General features: G+C 63.5%; 10 protein-coding genes. 6 read left to right on the forward strand and 4 right to left on the reverse strand.

What is annotated here, in order from left to right:
- Positions 1-29: 29 nt before the first annotated feature.
- A complete protein-coding gene (rplJ, locus tag Y88_RS11455; RefSeq protein WP_008069405.1) occupies positions 30-545 on the reverse strand; it encodes a 50S ribosomal protein L10 in 516 nt (171 codons plus the stop codon).
- 632 nt (positions 546-1,177) lie between these two features.
- On the opposite strand from rplJ, the gene rpoB reads away from it, so the two are divergent.
- From rpoB to Y88_RS11470, 3 genes are all read left to right on the forward strand, one after another.
- Positions 1,178-5,353 (forward strand): DNA-directed RNA polymerase subunit beta, encoded by a 4,176-nt coding sequence (gene rpoB / locus Y88_RS11460; protein WP_008069407.1) that lies wholly within the window; start codon positions 1,178-1,180, stop codon positions 5,351-5,353.
- Between the two features lie 86 nt (positions 5,354-5,439).
- A complete protein-coding gene (gene rpoC, locus Y88_RS11465) occupies positions 5,440-9,720 on the forward strand; it encodes a DNA-directed RNA polymerase subunit beta' (protein ID WP_008069408.1) in 4,281 nt (1,426 codons plus the stop codon).
- Between the two features lie 187 nt (positions 9,721-9,907).
- Complete coding sequence (locus Y88_RS11470; protein ID WP_008069409.1) at positions 9,908-11,707, forward strand: methyl-accepting chemotaxis protein; 1,800 nt, start codon at positions 9,908-9,910, stop codon at positions 11,705-11,707.
- 66 nt (positions 11,708-11,773) lie between these two features.
- On the opposite strand, the gene glpX is transcribed toward Y88_RS11470, so the two are convergent.
- Positions 11,774-12,769 (reverse strand): class II fructose-bisphosphatase, encoded by a 996-nt coding sequence (glpX, locus tag Y88_RS11475; protein ID WP_008069410.1) that lies wholly within the window; start codon positions 12,767-12,769, stop codon positions 11,774-11,776.
- Positions 12,770-12,889: 120 nt separating this feature from the next.
- Between glpX and Y88_RS11480 the strand changes: the two genes are divergently transcribed.
- Positions 12,890-13,336, forward strand: a complete 447-nt coding sequence (locus tag Y88_RS11480; RefSeq protein WP_232281043.1) for a hypothetical protein — start codon at positions 12,890-12,892, stop codon at positions 13,334-13,336.
- Between the two features lie 43 nt (positions 13,337-13,379).
- Here the strand turns inward: Y88_RS11480 and Y88_RS11485 are convergent, their stop codons facing one another.
- Both Y88_RS11485 and Y88_RS11490 read right to left on the reverse strand, forming a co-directional pair.
- A complete protein-coding gene (locus Y88_RS11485; RefSeq protein WP_008069421.1) occupies positions 13,380-14,696 on the reverse strand; it encodes a homoserine dehydrogenase in 1,317 nt (438 codons plus the stop codon).
- 207 nt (positions 14,697-14,903) lie between these two features.
- Positions 14,904-15,749 (reverse strand): hypothetical protein, encoded by an 846-nt coding sequence (locus Y88_RS11490; protein ID WP_232281044.1) that lies wholly within the window; start codon positions 15,747-15,749, stop codon positions 14,904-14,906.
- Positions 15,750-16,185: 436 nt separating this feature from the next.
- Between Y88_RS11490 and Y88_RS11495 the strand changes: the two genes are divergently transcribed.
- Together Y88_RS11495 and Y88_RS11500 are read left to right on the forward strand one after the other, a co-directional pair.
- A complete protein-coding gene (locus tag Y88_RS11495; protein ID WP_008069426.1) occupies positions 16,186-16,860 on the forward strand; it encodes an energy transducer TonB in 675 nt (224 codons plus the stop codon).
- Between the two features lie 93 nt (positions 16,861-16,953).
- On the forward strand, positions 16,954-17,715 hold the full coding sequence (locus Y88_RS11500) for a MotA/TolQ/ExbB proton channel family protein (protein ID WP_008069427.1): 762 nt from the start codon (positions 16,954-16,956) through the stop codon (positions 17,713-17,715).
- Positions 17,716-17,800 lie beyond the last annotated feature (85 nt).

Here is a 17,800-nt window from a genome sequence, read left to right on the forward strand (position 1 = left end):
GGACGGCAGGCGAAATTGTGCGAACGGTCTTAAGCCGCATCCTTCTCGGCGTAGGCGTTGAAGACGCGCGCCAGCTTCGCCGCCGGAGCGGTGGTGAGCTGGGCGATCTTGGTCGCCGGAGCCTGGATGAGGCCGATAAGCTTGGCGCGCAGCTCGTCGAGCGAGGGCATCGTGGCGAGCGCCTTGATCCCATCGGCATCGAGAACCTGCGAACCCATCCCGCCACCCAAGATTTCGATCTTGTCGGTGGTCTTGGCGAACTCGACGATCACCTTGGCGGCGGCGACGGGGTCGGCCGAGGCGGCGACTGCGGTCGGACCGGTGAAGAGATCACCGATGCCTTCGTAAGCCGTGCCCTGGATGGCAAGCTTGGCAAGACGGTTCTTCGCAACCTTGTACGTCGCACCCGCTTCGCGGATCTTCGTGCGCAGGGCGGTGGACTGGGCCACCGTCATGCCGAGGTTGCGGGTGATGACCACCGCGCCGGCCTCGGAGAAGATCTCGTTGAGGTATGCGACCGATTCGGCTTTCTGCGAACGATCCATGCCTTACTCCTTCACAAATGGCTGCATGGAGCTGCCCCCCGATGCAACCGGCTACGTCTGTCCGCACCGACGCATGAGCGCCGGAGCGAGCGAGTCCGTTGTCGACAAGGGAAGGAGAAGCGCCGAAAGACGGCGCGGGCACCATCTTCCACAAAAGGAGGAGGGCCGTTGAAACTCTTTTCCCCGTCTAGGCTGGAACATTAAGCCGTAAAACGGCACCAGCGGTCTCGGACGGATGATCATCCGGGCAAGCCCGTTGATCTGCCGCGGGCCACTAGCAGGGAATGGGGCGGAGTCAAGGGCGCACGTTTCCTGTCACGACTCCGGCGCGGGTGCTGGTGCGGCGCATGCCCTTGTTTGACAGCGTTCCGGGGCAATGCTAACGATCCCGACTGACCCGAGCTTCGAGCAAGGCTTTCCCATGCGCAGGGGAAAGCATCAGGAAGGAGGCTGGGGTTTTCCATCTGACGCGACAGGCTGCTGCCGGTGTGCCGTTTTTTCCATTCGGAAATGCGGTGGGCTGGGCTTGCGGCCTTTTGTCGCTGGATGGCGCCACTCGCTGCGCGTGGCAAATTTTTCGCCGGATCCCAACGGGTTCCGGCTCTTTAGAGCGAAGAGGCACGAACTCCTCCATGGCGACCAAGGCAACCGCCCTGACCGGCTCCCGCCCCGGCGTGAAGAAGCGCATCCGCAAGATCTTCGGGGACATCCACGAAGTCGTGCAGATGCCGAACCTGATCGAGGTTCAGCGCGAATCGTACGAACAGTTCCTGCGCTCGGACCCGGCCACCGGCTATGTCTCGGGTCTGGAAAAGACGCTGCGCTCGGTGTTCCCGATCCAGGATTTCGCAGGCACCGCCAGCCTCGATATCAAGGAAAAGGACGGCTACGTCCTCGAGGCGCCCAAGTACGACGTCAACGAGTGCCGTCAGCGCGGGATCACTTATGCCGCGCCGATGAAGGTCACGCTCAAGCTGGCGACTTTCGAAGTCGACGCCGAGACCGAGACCAAGTCGCTCATCGATATCAAGGAGCAGGACGTCTACATGGGCGACATCCCGCTCATGACCGACAACGGCACCTTCTTCATCAACGGGACCGAGCGCGTCATCGTCAGCCAGATGCACCGTTCGCCGGGCGTCCTGTTCGACCATGACCGCGGCAAGACCCACTCGTCGGGCAAGTACCTCTTCGCAGCCCGCGTGATCCCTTATCGTGGTTCGTGGCTCGACTTCGAATTCGACGCCAAGGACATCGTCAACGTCCGTATCGACCGCAAGCGCAAGCTGCCGGTCACCAGCCTGCTCTATGCGCTGGGTCTCAATGGCGAACAGATCCTCGACCACTTCTATTCGAAGGTGACCTGGGTCCGTGCCGACGGTGGCTGGCGCGTTCCGTTCGTGCTCGACCAGTGGCGCGGGGTCAAGCCGACGTTCGACATCGTCGACGCGAAGTCGGGTGAAGTGATTTTCCCGGCGGGTCAAAAGATCTCGCCGCGTTCGGCCAACAAGGCGGCCAAGGACGGCCTCGAATATCTGCTGATCCCGACCGAGGAAATCTTCGGCCGCTTCTCGGCGCTTGATCTGATCGACGAAACCACCGGTCGCATCTGGATCGAAGCTGGTGACGAAGTGACGCCGGAAAACCTCGACGTGCTCGATCAGGTCGGCGTCGATCGTCTCGAGCTGCTCGACATCGACCACGTGACGACGGGTCCGTGGATCCGCAACACGATGAAGGCGGACAAGGCCGAGGACCGCGATCACGCGCTCGCCGACATCTATCGCGTCATGCGCCCCGGCGAACCGCCGACGCGCGAAACCGCCGAAGCGCTGTTCGACGGCCTGTTCTTCGACAACGACCGCTACGACCTGTCGGCCGTGGGTCGCGTCAAGCTGAACATGCGTCTCGGCCTCGATTGTGCCGACACCATCACCACCCTGCGCACCGACGACATTCTCGCGGTGGTCAAGGAACTGGTGAACCTCAAGGACGGCAAGGGCGAAGTCGACGACATCGACAACCTCGGCAACCGTCGTGTCCGCTCGGTCGGCGAACTGCTGGAAAACCAGTACCGCGTCGGCCTGCTGCGCATGGAACGCGCGGTCAAGGAACGCATGAGCTCGGTCGACGTCTCGACCGTCATGCCCAACGACCTCATCAACGCGAAGCCGGCCGTGGCTGCGGTGCGTGAATTCTTCGGCTCGTCGCAGCTGTCGCAGTTCATGGACCAGACCAACCCGCTGTCCGAAGTGACGCACAAGCGTCGCGTTTCGGCACTCGGGCCGGGCGGTCTGACCCGCGAACGTGCAGGCTTCGAAGTCCGCGACGTTCACCCGACGCACTATGGTCGTATCTGCCCGATCGAAACGCCTGAAGGGCCGAACATCGGTCTGATCAACTCGCTTTCGACCTTTGCCCGCGTCAACAAGTACGGCTTCATCGAAACCCCGTACCGCAAGGTGATCGACGGCAAGGTGACCCGCGACGTGGTCTACCTGTCGGCGATGGAAGAGCAGAAGCACACCGTGGCGCAGGCTTCGGCCGCCGTGAACGAAGACGGTTCCTTCGTCGAGGAACTGATCTCGGCGCGGCAGAACGGCGAATTCGTCATGGCTCCGCGCGACACCGTCACGCTGATGGACGTCAGCCCCAAGCAGCTCGTCTCGGTCGCGGCCTCGCTCATTCCGTTCCTGGAAAACGACGACGCCAACCGCGCGCTGATGGGTTCGAACATGCAGCGCCAGGCGGTGCCGCTGGTCAAGGCCGACGCACCGTTCGTGGGCACCGGGATGGAAGAAACCGTGGCGCGCGATTCGGGCGCTGCGATCGCGGCGCTGCGCGGCGGGATCGTCGACCAGGTCGACGCGACCCGTATCGTCATCCGCGCTGCCGGTGACATCGAACCGGGTCAGTCGGGCGTCGACATCTACACGCTCCAGAAGTTCCAGCGTTCGAACCAGAACACCTGCATCAACCAGCGTCCGCTGGTGAAGGTGGGCGACATGGTCGAAAAGGGCGACATCCTCGCTGACGGTCCTTCGACCGATCTTGGCGAACTGGCGCTCGGCCGCAACGTGCTCGTCGCGTTCATGCCCTGGAACGGCTACAACTACGAAGACTCGATCCTGATCTCGGAACGGATCGTGAAGGACGACGTCTTTACCTCGATCCACATCGAGGAATTCGAAGTCATGGCCCGCGACACCAAGCTCGGGCCCGAAGACATCACCCGCGACATCCCGAACGTCGGCGAGGAAGCCCTGCGCAACCTCGACGAAGCGGGCATCGTCTACATCGGTGCCGAAGTGCACCCGGGTGACATCCTCGTCGGCAAGATCACGCCCAAGGGCGAATCGCCGATGACTCCGGAAGAAAAGCTGCTCCGCGCGATCTTCGGTGAAAAGGCCAGCGACGTGCGCGACACCTCGCTCCGCCTGCCGCCGGGCGTTGCCGGGACCATCGTCGAAGTGCGCGTGTTCAACCGTCACGGCATCGAGATCGATGACCGTACCCGCGCGATCCAGGCCGAGGAAATCGAACGCCTCGCCAAGGACCGCGAAGACGAACGCGCCATTCTCAACCGTGCGACCTTCAACCGTCTGCGCGACATGCTGATCGGTCAGGTGGCCGCAGCTGCGCCCAAGGGCATCAAGAAGGGCGTGGAGATCGACGAGCAGGTGCTCGGCGATGTCGAACGCCACGAATGGTGGAAGTTCGCGGTGGCCGACGATGCGCGTCAGGCGCAGCTCGAAGCGGTCAAGCAGCAGTACGATGCGACCGTGAAGGCGATCCAGGAGAAGTTCGAGGATCGCAAGGCCAAGCTCGAAGCCGGTGACGAACTCGCACCGGGCGTGCTCAAGATGGTCAAGGTCTTCGTCGCGGTGAAGCGCAAGCTGCAGCCGGGCGACAAGATGGCCGGCCGTCACGGGAACAAGGGTGTCATCAGCCGCATCCTGCCGATCGAGGACATGCCGTTCCTCGACGACGGGACGCATGTCGACATCGTGCTCAACCCGCTGGGCGTGCCGAGCCGCATGAACGTCGGGCAGATCTTCGAAACCCACCTCGGGTGGGCGGCGCGCGGCCTTGGTCAGCAGATCAAGCACGCGCTCGAAGACTGGCGCATTGCCAACCCCGATCCGCAGGCGGCCCAGCCTCCGGCGGCGCTCATCGAAAAGCTCAAGGATATCTACGGCGAAAACTATTACGCCGATATCGAGAGCCGCACGACGAACGAGATCATCGAGCTCGCTGAAAACCTGAAGGCGGGCGTTCCGATGGGCACTCCGGTGTTCGACGGTGCGCGCGAGCCGGACGTCTCGGCCATGTTGGCCAAGGCGGGCTACCACACTTCGGGGCAGACCACGCTCTTTGACGGGCGCACGGGCGAAGCCTTCGACCGCAAGGTGACTGTCGGCATCATCTACATGCTGAAGCTGCACCACCTTGTTGACGACAAGATCCACGCACGTTCGATCGGGCCCTACAGCCTCGTCACCCAGCAGCCGCTGGGCGGTAAGGCGCAGTTCGGCGGTCAGCGTTTCGGGGAAATGGAAGTCTGGGCCCTGCAGGCCTACGGCGCTGCCTATACCCTGCAGGAAATGCTCACGGTGAAGTCGGACGACGTCGTCGGCCGCACCAAGGTCTACGAAGCGATCGTCAAGGGCGACGATACCTTCGAGGCCGGCATCCCCGAAAGCTTCAACGTGCTTGTCAAGGAAATGCGCAGCCTCGGGCTCAATGTCGAACTCTCCTCGCATGACGAAGGGGAAGAGGACGACGACCTGCCCGAAGCGGCGGAATGAGGCGGAACCGGGCGGGCCGAGACAGGCCCGCCCGCCGCTGAAATCCCTTCCGCCTGCAAGAATTCCCTCCCAGCGAGGATCACGAGATGAACGATCTGACCAAGTTCACCAACCCGATGGCGAAGCCGGAAACCTTCGACCAGATTCGCATCGGCCTTGCCAGCCCCGAGCGCATTCGCTCGTGGTCGTTCGGCGAGATCAAGAAGCCCGAAACGATCAACTACCGTACGTTCAAGCCTGAACGCGACGGTCTCTTCTGCGCCCGCATCTTCGGTCCGGTGAAGGACTACGAATGCCTTTGCGGCAAGTACAAGCGCATGAAGTACAAGGGCGTCGTCTGCGAAAAGTGCGGCGTCGAAGTCACCGTGACCAAGGTGCGTCGCGAGCGCATGGGCCACATCGAACTGGCAGCGCCTGTTGCGCACATCTGGTTCCTGAAGTCGCTGCCCAGCCGCATCGGCCTGCTGCTCGACATGCAGCTCAAGAACCTTGAGCGCATTCTCTACTTCGAAAGCTATGTGGTCATCGAACCGGGTATCACCCCGCTCGAACGCTACCAGATGCTGACCGAAGACGAACTGCTCGACGCGCAGGACGAATACGGCGAGGACGCCTTCTCGGCGGGAATCGGCGCCGAAGCGGTCAAGCAGATGCTGATGGACCTCGACATGGTCCAGGAACGCGAGGACCTGCTCAAGGAACTCGCCGAGACCAAGTCGGAACTCAAGCCCAAGAAGATCATCAAGCGCCTGAAGGTCGTCGAATCGTTCATCGATTCGGGCAACCGTCCGGAATGGATGATCCTTGAAGTCGTGCCGGTCATTCCGCCCGAACTGCGCCCGCTGGTTCCGCTCGACGGCGGCCGCTTCGCGACTTCGGACCTTAACGACCTCTATCGTCGCGTCATCAACCGCAACAACCGTCTGAAGCGGCTGATAGAACTGCGCGCGCCTGACATCATCGTGCGCAACGAAAAGCGCATGCTGCAGGAAGCCGTCGACGCCTTGTTCGACAATGGCCGTCGCGGTCGCGTCATCACCGGCGCGAACAAGCGTCCGCTCAAGTCGCTGTCCGACATGCTCAAGGGCAAGCAGGGCCGCTTCCGTCAGAACCTGCTCGGCAAGCGCGTCGACTACTCGGGTCGTTCGGTTATCGTGACCGGTCCCGAACTCAAGCTGCACCAGTGCGGCCTGCCCAAGAAGATGGCGCTCGAACTGTTCAAGCCGTTCATCTACGCCCGGCTTGACGCCAAGGGCCTGTCGATGACGCTCAAGCAGGCCAAGAAGTGGGTCGAAAAGGAACGCAAGGAAGTCTGGGACATCCTGGACGAAGTGATCCGCGAACACCCGGTCATGCTCAACCGTGCGCCGACGCTGCACCGTCTGGGCATCCAGGCGTTCGAACCCGTGCTGATCGAAGGCAAGGCGATCCAGCTGCACCCGCTCGTCTGCTCGGCGTTCAACGCCGACTTCGACGGTGACCAGATGGCCGTCCACGTGCCGCTCTCGCTGGAAGCCCAGCTGGAAGCGCGCGTGCTGATGATGAGCACGAACAACATCCTCTCGCCTGCCAACGGCAAGCCGATCATCGTGCCGTCGCAGGACATGGTGCTCGGGCTTTACTACCTGTCGATGGACCGCAAGGGCGAGCCGGGCGAAGGCATGCTGCTGGCCGACATGGCCGAAGTGCATCAGGCGCTGAACGCGGGTGCAGTCACGCTGCACACCAAGATCACCGCTCGCGTCCCGCAGACCGACGAGGCCGGCAAGACCTACCTCAAGCGGTACGAAACGACGCCGGGCCGCATGTTGATCGGCGAATGCCTGCCCAAGAGTCACACGGTTCCCTTCGAGCTGGTCAATCGCCTGCTCACCAAGAAGGAAATCGCGGACGTCATCGACCAGGTCTACCGCCACACCGGCCAGAAGGAGACCGTGCTGTTTGCCGACGCGATCATGTCGCTCGGTTTCCGTCACGCGTTCCGCGCGGGCATCTCGTTCGGCAAGGATGACATGATCATCCCGCAGAGCAAGGACGCGCTGGTCGATGAAACCAAGGCGCTGGTTGCCGACTACGAGCAGCAGTACCAGGACGGTCTCATCACGCAGCAGGAAAAGTACAACAAGGTGATCGACGCCTGGAGCCGTTGCGGCGACCAGGTTGCGGCCGCCATGATGGAAGAACTGCGCGCTACTCCGATCGACGAGAATGGCCGCGAGCGCCCCGTCAACGCCATCTACATGATGAGCCACTCGGGCGCCCGTGGTTCTCCGGCGCAGATGAAGCAGCTCGGCGGGATGCGCGGCCTGATGGCCAAGCCTTCGGGCGAAATCATCGAAACGCCGATCATCTCGAACTTCAAGGAAGGTCTGACCGTCCTTGAATACTTCAACTCGACTCACGGCGCTCGTAAGGGTCTGGCCGACACCGCGCTCAAGACGGCGAACTCGGGGTACCTGACCCGCCGTCTGGTCGACGTGTCGCAGGACTGCGTCGTCACGACCATCGACTGCGGCACCGAACGGGCGCTCGAAATGCGCGCCATCGTTCAGGGCGGTACGACGATCGCGTCGCTGGGCGAACGCATCCTCGGCCGTACCTTGGCCGAAGACATGATCGAGGCGAAGACCGGCGAAGTGCTGGTGACCAAGGGCACGCTGCTTGACGAAGCGGCCGTGGCGCGCATCGAGGCGGCCGGCGTTCAGTCCGCCCGCATCCGTTCGCCGCTGATCTGCGAAGCGCCGCAGGGCGTTTGCGGGACGTGCTACGGGCGTGACCTTGCTCGCGGTACTCCGGTCAACATCGGTGAAGCGGTCGGCGTCATCGCCGCCCAGTCGATCGGTGAACCCGGCACCCAGCTGACCATGCGTACCTTCCACATCGGTGGTGCGGCGCAGGTGAACGAACAGTCGAACTTCGAATCGATCTGCGACGGTACCGTCCACTATCGTGACATCCCGACGCTGATGGACAGCCGTGGTCGTCGCCTGTCGCTCGCGCGCAACGGGGAAATCGTGGTCTACGATCCGGAAGGTCGCGAGCGCTCGGTCAACCGCGTGCCTTATGGTACGCACCTGCTGAACGAAAACGGTGCGACGGTGACCAAGGGCCAGCGTCTGGCCGAGTGGGACCCGTTCACCACCCCGGTCATCACCGAAAAGCGCGGTATCGTGCGCTATCAGGACCTGATCGACGGCCGCACGCTGACCGAGCTGGTCGACGAAGCGACCGGGATCGCCCAGCGCGTGATCACCGAAAACCGTTCGGTGGGTCGTGGCAAGAAGGAAGACCTGCGTCCGCGCCTGACCTTGCTCGATGAAAACTCGGGTGAAGCGGCGCGCTACCTGCTTGCTCCGGGCACGACGCTGTCGGTCGAGGACGGTCAGGAAGTGCAGGTCGGTGACGTTCTGGCCCGTGCCAGCCGCGAAGCCGCCAAGACCCGCGACATCACCGGTGGTCTGCCGCGCGTTGCCGAACTGTTCGAAGCGCGTCGTCCGAAGGACAACGCGGTCATTGCCAAGGTTTCGGGTCGCGTCGAATTCGTTCGCGACTACAAGGCCAAGCGCAAGATCGCGATCATCCCGGAAGAGGGCGATCCGGTGGAATACCTGATCCCCAAGTCCAAGGTGATCGACGTCCAGGAAGGCGACTACGTCAAGAAGGGCGACAACCTGATTTCGGGCTCGCCCGATCCGCACGACATTCTCGAAGTGCTCGGCGTGGAAGCGCTGGCCGAATACCTCGTGGCGGAAATCCAGGAAGTCTACCGCTTGCAGGGCGTGAAGATCAACGACAAGCACATCGAGGTGATCGTTCGCCAGATGCTGCAGAAGGTGGAAATCACCGATGGCGGTGACACCACCCTGCTGCCCGGCGAGCAGGTCGACCTCGAGGAAATGAACGAGATCAATGCCAAGATCGCGTCGGACCAGCGTCCGGCCGAAGGCAAGCCGGTGCTGCTGGGCATCACCAAGGCGAGCCTGCAGACCCGCTCGTTCATTTCGGCCGCGTCGTTCCAGGAAACCACCCGCGTGCTCACCCAGGCTTCGGTCGAAGGGAAGCGCGACAACCTGATCGGTCTGAAGGAAAACGTCATCGTCGGTCGTCTGATCCCCGCCGGGACGGGCGCCAGCATGAGCCGCATGCGCGTCACGGCTTCGAGCCGGGATGCCGCGCTGCGCGCCGCCAACCGCCGCTTCGAAGCGGCGCTGGTTGCGCCCCGCTCGGCCGCAGAGGAACATGCCGCCGAACTCAAGCAGGGGCGTGAAGCGGCGATCGGCAACGATCCGCTTGCGGTCGTCGAGGGCGAAACCCACGGCACCGACGCCGATGCCGGTGACTACCTGATCAAGGGTGACGAGGATTGATCCTCGCCTGACCTGAACGGGACAGAAGACCCCGCCGAAGCGATTCGGCGGGGTTTTTCTTTGCGCCTCTTCCTTACGATCTACGCAGTTCACGCCATGGCCGCTCGCCCGAGGCATTAAGGCTGTTTCTCCTATCGCCGTCGGATTGGCCCGATTGCCGCATGGTGCGTCATCAGGGGGAAGAGACATGATCGGCGAAAGAGCGCGCCTTGCCGCGCGCGTGATGATTGCGATGCTGCTTGCCGGGATCGTGCTGGCGACGGTCGTCTTCTACGAGATGCGCTACGGCGGGCCGATCTCGCAGCGGGTTGCCTTGCAGGACGAACTGGTTGCCGATGTCCTGCCGCCGCCGGCGTTCATGGTTGAAAGCTATCTCGACGTCGCACTGGCGATCCGCGATCCCGATCATGCCGGGCCGGTGATCGACGAACTGAAATCCCGCCGCAGCGAATTCGAGGCACGCAAGGTCTATTGGCACAATGCGCCGGTGGCAGCCGAGCTACGCCCGGATCTCGACGCTGTCCTGACCGCCGCCGATACCTTCTGGCAGATCGTCGATACGCATGTCCTGCCTTCCCTTGCCGCGCATGACCGCGCGGGGATGGAACGGGCCTTCGAGTTCGAACTGACGCCCGCCTATCACGCGCAGCGCGATCAGGTGCACAAGCTGGTCGCACTGGCGAGCACGCTGCACGAGCGGGAACGTATCTATGACGAGCGTGTGGTCATCGCGGCGCTCGCGTTCCTCGCGTTCATGGGCTGCACGTCGGTCGCGGTCATTCTCTACGCCAAGCGCTGGATCGAACGGATCGTTCTGGGGCCGCTGATCACGACGGCCGAGACCATCCATGCCATGGCGGACGGCGACAACGGCATTGCCATCGGCGGGACCGAACGCGGCGACGAGATCGGGGTGATGGCCCGTGCGATGGAAGTCTTTCAGGCAGCGGGCAAGGCGCGGGAGCAGGCAACGGCCGATCGCGAACACGCCATCGGCGAGCTCAGCACCGCGCTGTCCCACCTTGCGAGCAAGGATCTGGAGTACAAGCTCTTCGACGCGTTCCCCCCGGAATACGAGATGCTCCGGGGCGATTTCAACGCGGCGGTCGAATCCCTCGCCGCCGCCTTGCGGTCGGTCCGCGTCGGGGCGGCGAACGTGACCGGCAGCATTGCCGAGATCCGCGCTGCTGCCGACGATCTGTCCCAACGCAACGAGCAGCAGGCCGCGCGCGTTGCGGAATCGGGCTCGGCCATGAATTCCGTGACCGCCAGCGTGCGCGAGACTGCGCAGGGTGCTGCCAAAGTGCGGAGCGCTATGGAGGCCGTTCACAGAGAAGCCAATGACGGTGGGCACGTCGTCCGCGATGCCGTGGCCGCCATGGCGGCGATCGAGCAGTCGTCGCAGGAGATCGCGCAGATCATCAACGTGATCGACGGGATTGCCTTCCAGACCAACCTGCTCGCACTCAATGCCGGTGTCGAAGCGGCCCGCGCCGGGGAAGTGGGCAAGGGGTTCGCTGTCGTCGCGACCGAAGTTCGCGCCCTGGCCCAGCGTTCCGCCGCTGCCGCGCAGGACATCAAGGGGCTGATCACCAATAGCGGTCAGCAGGTCGAGGCCGGGGTCGAGCTGGTCGGACGCACCGGCGAGAAGCTCGGCGGCATCGTGGAAAGGATTGCCGATATCAGTGATCTGGTCACCGAGATCGCCGCCGCGGCGGATCGCCAGGCCGGAAGCCTCGAACAGGTCAATGTCGCGGTCGGCGAGATGGACATGATGACGCAGCAGAACGCAGCGATGGTGGAGCAGTCATCGGCCTCCACCGCGAGTCTTTCGGCCGAAGCGGAACGTCTGAGCCAGCTTGTCCGCACGTTCAGGACACGGGATGTACAAAACCGCCCTGCACATGTTGCCCAGCCGGGCCGCCTGCGCCGGACGTCTGCGCTCGAAGAAGAGCGTGAACCGGTGCGCCTTGCCGTGGCAAGCTGAGCCCCGGACACGAAAAAGCCGCCGGATGCATGGCATCCGACGGCTCTTCCCTGAAATCAGGTCCGATCAGGCGTGCGTGCGGCGGTGTTCGCCCTTCACCCAGCGCACGGTGCCCGAACTGGCACGCATCACCACGCTTTCGGTGGTCATGACGCCGTTCTTGTGCGTCTTCACCCCGGAGAGCAGCGAACCGTCGGTCACGCCGGTCGCGGCGAAGATGCAGTCGCCCTTGGCCAGTTCGTTGAGGTCGTACTGCTTGTTGAGGTCGGTGATGCCCCACTTTTTCGCACGAGCGCGCTCGTCGTCGTTGCGGAACACCAGACGGCCCTTGAACTGTCCGCCGACGCAGCGCAGCGCAGCGGCCGCGAGAACGCCTTCGGGAGCGCCGCCCTGGCCCATGTACATGTCGATGCCGGTTTCATCGTCGGTGACGGCGATCACGCCAGCAACGTCGCCGTCCGGAATCAACGTGATGCCGCAGCCCAAGGCGCGCAGTTCGTCGATGATGTCGTTGTGGCGAGCGCGGTCGAGCACGCAGACGATGATTTCGCCCGGTTCGACGCCCTTGGCTGCCGCGACCGCCTTGACGTTGTCGGTCACCGACTTGTCGAGGTCGATGATGCCTTCGGGATAGCCGGGGCCGACCGCGATCTTGTCCATGTAGACGTCGGGGGCGTTGAGCAGGCCGCCTTCTTCGGCAACGGCGAGAACCGCCAGAGCGTTGGGGCCCGCCTTCGCGGTGATGGTGGTGCCTTCGAGCGGATCGAGCGCGATGTCGATCTTGGGGCCCTTGCCGGGGGCAAGACCCACCTTTTCACCGATGAACAGCATCGGCGCTTCATCGCGTTCGCCTTCGCCGATGACGACGGTGCCGTCCATGTAAAGGTCGTTGAGAGCGGCGCGCATGGCTTCGACGGCGGCGGCATCGGCCGCCTTTTCGTCGCCGCGCCCGATCAGGCGGGATGCACCGATCGCCGCAGCTTCGGTCACACGCACCATTTCGAGAACCAGCACACGATCAAGTACCTTGGAAGCAGCGGGTTGTGCAGTCGTTTCGGTCACGGTAGTTCCCTGTAGTGGCGGCTGTGCAGACGTATGCACAGCCCTAGACTGAGGATGATGGTCTTGTCGAGAGCGGCCCGCGCGCTTCTGGTAGCACTGGTTTTCACCGGATACAGCCCCATGGCGCTGGCGCAGGCGTCACAATCGCCAAAAACGCAGGCTTCCGCCCCTCCAAAGGCAGGAACGTATTCCTTGCCGACGGAGGATGTGGATGACAGTTCGAAGCAGTCGGCGGCGCTGGCGCAGAGCCTGCTGACCCCGACGAAGCAGCCTCCGCGCTGTGATGACAGCGGCGGTGGCATCAGCGTCTGCGGGCACAAGGAGGACAGCTCCAAGATCCGCCTGCCGTTGCGTGACGAACTCGAATCGTCACGAGCGACCGGCGACGGTGTCCCGCGGGCGCCCGACGTCTTCGGGATCAAGAAGGGGACCATCAGCATCGGGCTCTGTTTGATGCCCCCCTGCAAGAGCGAGGCCCTGCCCACCATCGATTTCTCGAAGATGCCCGCAGATCCCGAAGGTTCTGACGCCGATCGCATCGGAAAGGGAGAAATCCGCGCCTTTTGAGCGGCTGCGGACTTCCCTTTCGGAATGGATGTGGCGTCGCGGATCATTCCTCCAGAATGTGCATCACAAGCGGCGCTTCGGCAAGGCTGGGCGAGCCTTCGAGCAAGTCGAGCGCCTTGGCGATCGCACTTTCCGGCCCGTGGTGCGTGACAAGAGCAACTAGGACGCGTTCCTCGCCGTCGATTTCCACCCGTCCCTTCTGGATCAGGCTTTCGATCGAGACGCCGGCGTCGCGCATGGCGGCTGCGATCTCGGCCAGCGTGCCGGGGCGGTCGGCCACGGTAAAGCGCAGATAGGCCTTGCCGGTGCGGTGGCCGGTATCGGCCCGGGCGGCCATGTCGAGTTCGGCAGCCGGAATCGAGAACGGCGCGCCGATGTCGCCACGAGCGATGTCGATCAGGTCGGCAACGACTGCGCTGGCGGTCGGTCCGTCGCCTGCACCAGCGCCCTGGAACAGCAGGCGGCCGACGAAGTTGCCTTCGGCGACGACGGCATTGGTCGCGCCGTCGACATGGGCCAGCGGATGATCGCGGTGGACGAGATGGGGATGGACGCGCTGGAACAGGCGGCGTTTGCCCTCGGCGTCGACTTCGGTCTCGGCCATGCCGATCAGGCGGATGTAATAGCCCAGGGCATCGGCCTGTGCGATGTCGGCGGCCAGCAGGCGACGGATGCCGGTAATGGTGACGCCGGGGAAGTCGACGGCGGTGCCGAACGCGATCGAGGAGAGGATCGCCAGCTTGTGCGCGGCATCGATGCCGTCGATGTCGAAGCTGGGATCGGCTTCGGCAAAGCCCTTGGCCTGCGCTTCGGCGAGCACATCGGCGAAGTCGCGACCGGTATCCTCCATGGTGGAGAGGATATAATTGCAGGTGCCGTTGAGGATGCCGTAGACGCGGTGGATGTAATTGGCCGCCGCGCCTTCTTTCAGTCCCTTGATCACGGGGATGCCGCCGGCGACCGCCGCTTCGAACTTGAACGCGGTCTTGGCCGCTTCGGCGCGACTGGCCAGTTCGATGCCGTGGTTGGCGACCATCGCCTTGTTCGCGGTGACGAGCGCCTTGCCCGCTTCGAACGTGGTGCGTGCGAGGGCAAGGGCCGGGCCGTCGGCGCCGCCCACCAGTTCGACGACGACATCGACGTCCTCGCGCTCGCCCAGGATGACCATGTCGTCTTCCCAGGCATAGCGGGCCATGTCGAAGCCGCGGTTCTTGCCGCGATTGCGCGCGCTGATGGCGGTAATCACGATCGGCCGACCTGCACGACGGGCAATCAGTTCGGCATTGGTCTCGATCAGCCGGACCACCCCGCCGCCGACCGTGCCAAGGCCAGCCAGCGCGATGCGCAAGGGTTCGCTCATGATGTCCTCATTGGGCCGCGCGCGGGCGGCATGAAAGAACGCCGGTCTGGTCCGGCGTCATGGAAGGAATGTCTTTGCGGTGAAGCTCCGGCAGGCCGGAACTTCGGCTTGGGCTCTTAGATCCTGTTTCCACCCTCGCCAAGCGGCGAGTTTTGCAGGAACCCTCGCAAACGGGCCGATATCCGCGCCTTTTCGCGGCAGGGTCGCTCAGTGGGTGACCGTGCGGTTGCGCAGGCAGGGACCGAGCGAGGCAAGGACCATGGCATAGTCCTCCGTCGCGATGCGGCGATCGGCGGCAGTGGTCGAAATCTGGGCTCGATCCGGGATCGCAGACGGCAATGTACAGGCCAGTCGATACCAGGCGAGCGTCTCGGGCTTGGGCGGGGTGGCGGACTGGTCGACGATCTCGCTGAAGCTGACGCCCCAGTGCGGCGCCATGCCGGGGCGGCGCAGGACGGAGATCGACACCGGCTTCCCGTTGTCGGTCGCAAAGAAGAACTGGGTCTCGCCTTCGCTGACCAGATTGCCGGGAACGTGCAGGGCTTCGCGCAGGCCGGTGATTCGCGGTGGGGCGTCCGGGCTGACCAGTTCGGTCAGGATCGCGCGTACGCGGTTCTCCAGTTCGGGGCTCCATGTGAACATGGTGTCCGATGCGACGAGCAGCAGTTCGCCGGGCTTGTTCGGAACGGTGGTGCCAAACAGCAACACCTGTGTCTTGTTCAGCTTCGGGGGCTTGCCTTTTGCGTCGAGAGGAACGTCGGCAAGGAAGCGAAGTGATTCGCCAAGTTCAGGGCCAACCAGCAAGGCAGACATGTCCGCCTCGATATAAAGGCGGGCATAACCGGGTGCGACTCCGGGTGCTTCATCAGGTTTGAGGCGTGTTTGGCGGCGGATCGTGGCGGTCGCGACCACCCTTGATGCGAGGGCGAGATCGACAAGGTCGGCATAAGTCTGAACCGGGGTTGCAGAGACGTCCGAAGCGGTTCCTCCCTGTCCCGAATCAGTGATCTCAAATGGGGTCGGAGCCGCGGAATTCCAAGGGTTTTGCGGCATCGCAGCATCCGCTGCGGAGGTATTCGCAAGGGCGAGGGAAAGCGCTCCGAAGAGGGCTGCGAGACGGTCGCGACGGGGCTCTGGCATGGCTCGATCCTGCATGATGAAGGGCATCCGAGCGCCCGCTTATCGGCATCTTCTGAGCGCACGAAAGGTGAATCTCGAGTGAACCGATAAAGGAATTGCACGCCTATTGCTTCGGCGTTAAACCTCGCCATCGATCGGGCAGACAAGAACCAGCGCCCGACGAAAGTCGTATGCCGGGCACCTTGCGCCCGATATTCGATGGAACCGGGTTGCCGGCAGGGTGGAATGAAATCGCTAGATTGGCCGATCGGGTGGAACGGTGATTCCGCACGAGGCTCCGTCTTGACTCTTGTTGCGTGGATTTCCGCGCCGCGAGGGTTGGGGGGAAGATCAGGAGTAAAGAAGCTGAATGGCTTACGCTGACCAACAGATGAGCGGTAACAAGATCACCGCGCTCATCATCGTTGCTCTTCTTCATGTCGTTGTCGGCTATGCGTTGGTCACTGGCCTCGCGTACTCGGCCTTCAAGAAGCTCAAGGATGTGACCACCGCGGTCAAGATCGATCCGGACAAACCGCCGCCACCGCCGCCGCCGCCGCCGCCTCCGCCCAAGTCGGATACGCCGCCGCCGCCGCCGATTGTGGCGCCGCCGCCGCCTATTAACATCAACACGACGCCGCCGCCTCTGCAGGTGGTGAACACGCCGCCGCCGCCGGCTCCCCCGGCGCCTCCGGCCCCTGTCGCCGTACCTGCGCCTCCGGCTGCGCCGCCTGCGCCCAAGTTTACGCCCAAGGGAGCTGTTCCCAAGGGTCGCCCGGGCGACTGGGCTTCCGACAACGACTACCCGACACGCGCCCTGCAGTTGCAGCAGGAAGGCGTGACCGGGTTCCGCCTGACCATTGGCACCGACGGCAAGGTTTCTGACTGCCAGGTGACCAAGTCGAGCGGTAGTGCCGAACTGGACAAGACGACCTGTGACCTGATGCGGCGCCGTGCGCGCTTTGCTCCGGCCACGGACGGTGATGGCAATCCGACTTCGGGTTCCTTCGCCAGTTCTGTCCGTTGGCAGATTCCGAAGGATTGATCGCGGCCGCCGCAAATCCTTCAGGTCCTGTCGGACCATGTACCAAAGCCCAGTTTTTGCCCCTTTTTGCGAATTCTTGAGAGGAAGATCGGAATGCTTATCCAGACGCTCGCCGCGGCCGCGACCAGTGCTGCGCCTCAGAACAAGTTCGGCTTCGTCGAGGCTCTCCAGGCCGGCGGTTTCATTTCCTACGCCACCGTCACGATCATGGGTGTCATGTCGTTCGGTTCGTTCTTCATCCTGATCACCAAGTTCCTCGAACAGTCGAAGATCATGGGTCAGTACAAGGCTCTCGCCGGTTTCTGGCGCGCTGGCACCCTCAAGGAAGGCGCTGCCAAGCTCGACAAGAACAGCGCATGGCGCCAGGTCGTCGAAGACGGCATTGCCGCTGAAGACCAGCACAGCAAGATGCCCGACGCGACCGAAGCCCACGACTGGCTGCACGGCTCGCTCGCCCGCTCGGAAGCCTCGATCAACTCGAAGCTCGCCGGCGGTCTTCCCTTCCTCGCCACCGTCGGTGCGACCGCTCCGTTCATCGGTCTGTTCGGTACCGTCGTCGGCATCTACCGCGCTCTGATCGCCATCGGTCTTGCCGGTTCGGCCTCGATCGACAAGGTCGCCGGTCCGGTCGGTGAATCGCTGATCATGACCGCGCTCGGTCTGCTCGTCGCGGTTCCCGCCGTGCTTGCCTACAACTACCTCCAGAGCCGCAACAAGCGCATTGCCGAACTCCTGACCGGCTTCAGCACCGACGTTCTCGCTTACCTCGCCTCGAAGGGCGCGGTGAAGCCGAGCGTTCCGGCTGCTCCGGCTGCCAAGCCGGCTGCTGCCCCCGCTGCTGCTCCGAAGAAGTAAGTTCAAAACCGGGGTCGGTTCCCCAACGAACCGGCCCTGTCCGGAAACGCGCGGGGTCGAAGTTTCCCAACAGGACTTCATCCCG

Origin of the sequence: Novosphingobium nitrogenifigens DSM 19370, assembly GCF_000192575.1 — a bacterium.
GTDB lineage: Bacteria > Pseudomonadota > Alphaproteobacteria > Sphingomonadales > Sphingomonadaceae > Novosphingobium > Novosphingobium nitrogenifigens.

Excerpts from the sequence above, each read along its gene's own strand:
- rpoC (WP_008069408.1), top strand. The coding sequence starts at position 5,440 with ATGAACGATCTGACCAAGTTCACCAACCCGATGGCGAAGCCGGAAACC.
- rpoB (WP_008069407.1), top strand. The coding sequence starts at position 1,178 with ATGGCGACCAAGGCAACCGCCCTGACCGGCTCCCGCCCCGGCGTGAAG.
- Y88_RS11485 (WP_008069421.1), bottom strand. The coding sequence starts at position 14,696 with ATGAGCGAACCCTTGCGCATCGCGCTGGCTGGCCTTGGCACGGTCGGC.
- Y88_RS11470 (WP_008069409.1), top strand. The coding sequence starts at position 9,908 with ATGATCGGCGAAAGAGCGCGCCTTGCCGCGCGCGTGATGATTGCGATG.
- Y88_RS11500 (WP_008069427.1), top strand. The coding sequence starts at position 16,954 with ATGCTTATCCAGACGCTCGCCGCGGCCGCGACCAGTGCTGCGCCTCAG.
- Y88_RS11490 (WP_232281044.1), bottom strand. The coding sequence starts at position 15,749 with ATGCCGCAAAACCCTTGGAATTCCGCGGCTCCGACCCCATTTGAGATC.
- Y88_RS11480 (WP_232281043.1), top strand. The coding sequence starts at position 12,890 with ATGGCGCTGGCGCAGGCGTCACAATCGCCAAAAACGCAGGCTTCCGCC.
- Y88_RS11495 (WP_008069426.1), top strand. The coding sequence starts at position 16,186 with ATGGCTTACGCTGACCAACAGATGAGCGGTAACAAGATCACCGCGCTC.
- rplJ (WP_008069405.1), bottom strand. The coding sequence starts at position 545 with ATGGATCGTTCGCAGAAAGCCGAATCGGTCGCATACCTCAACGAGATC.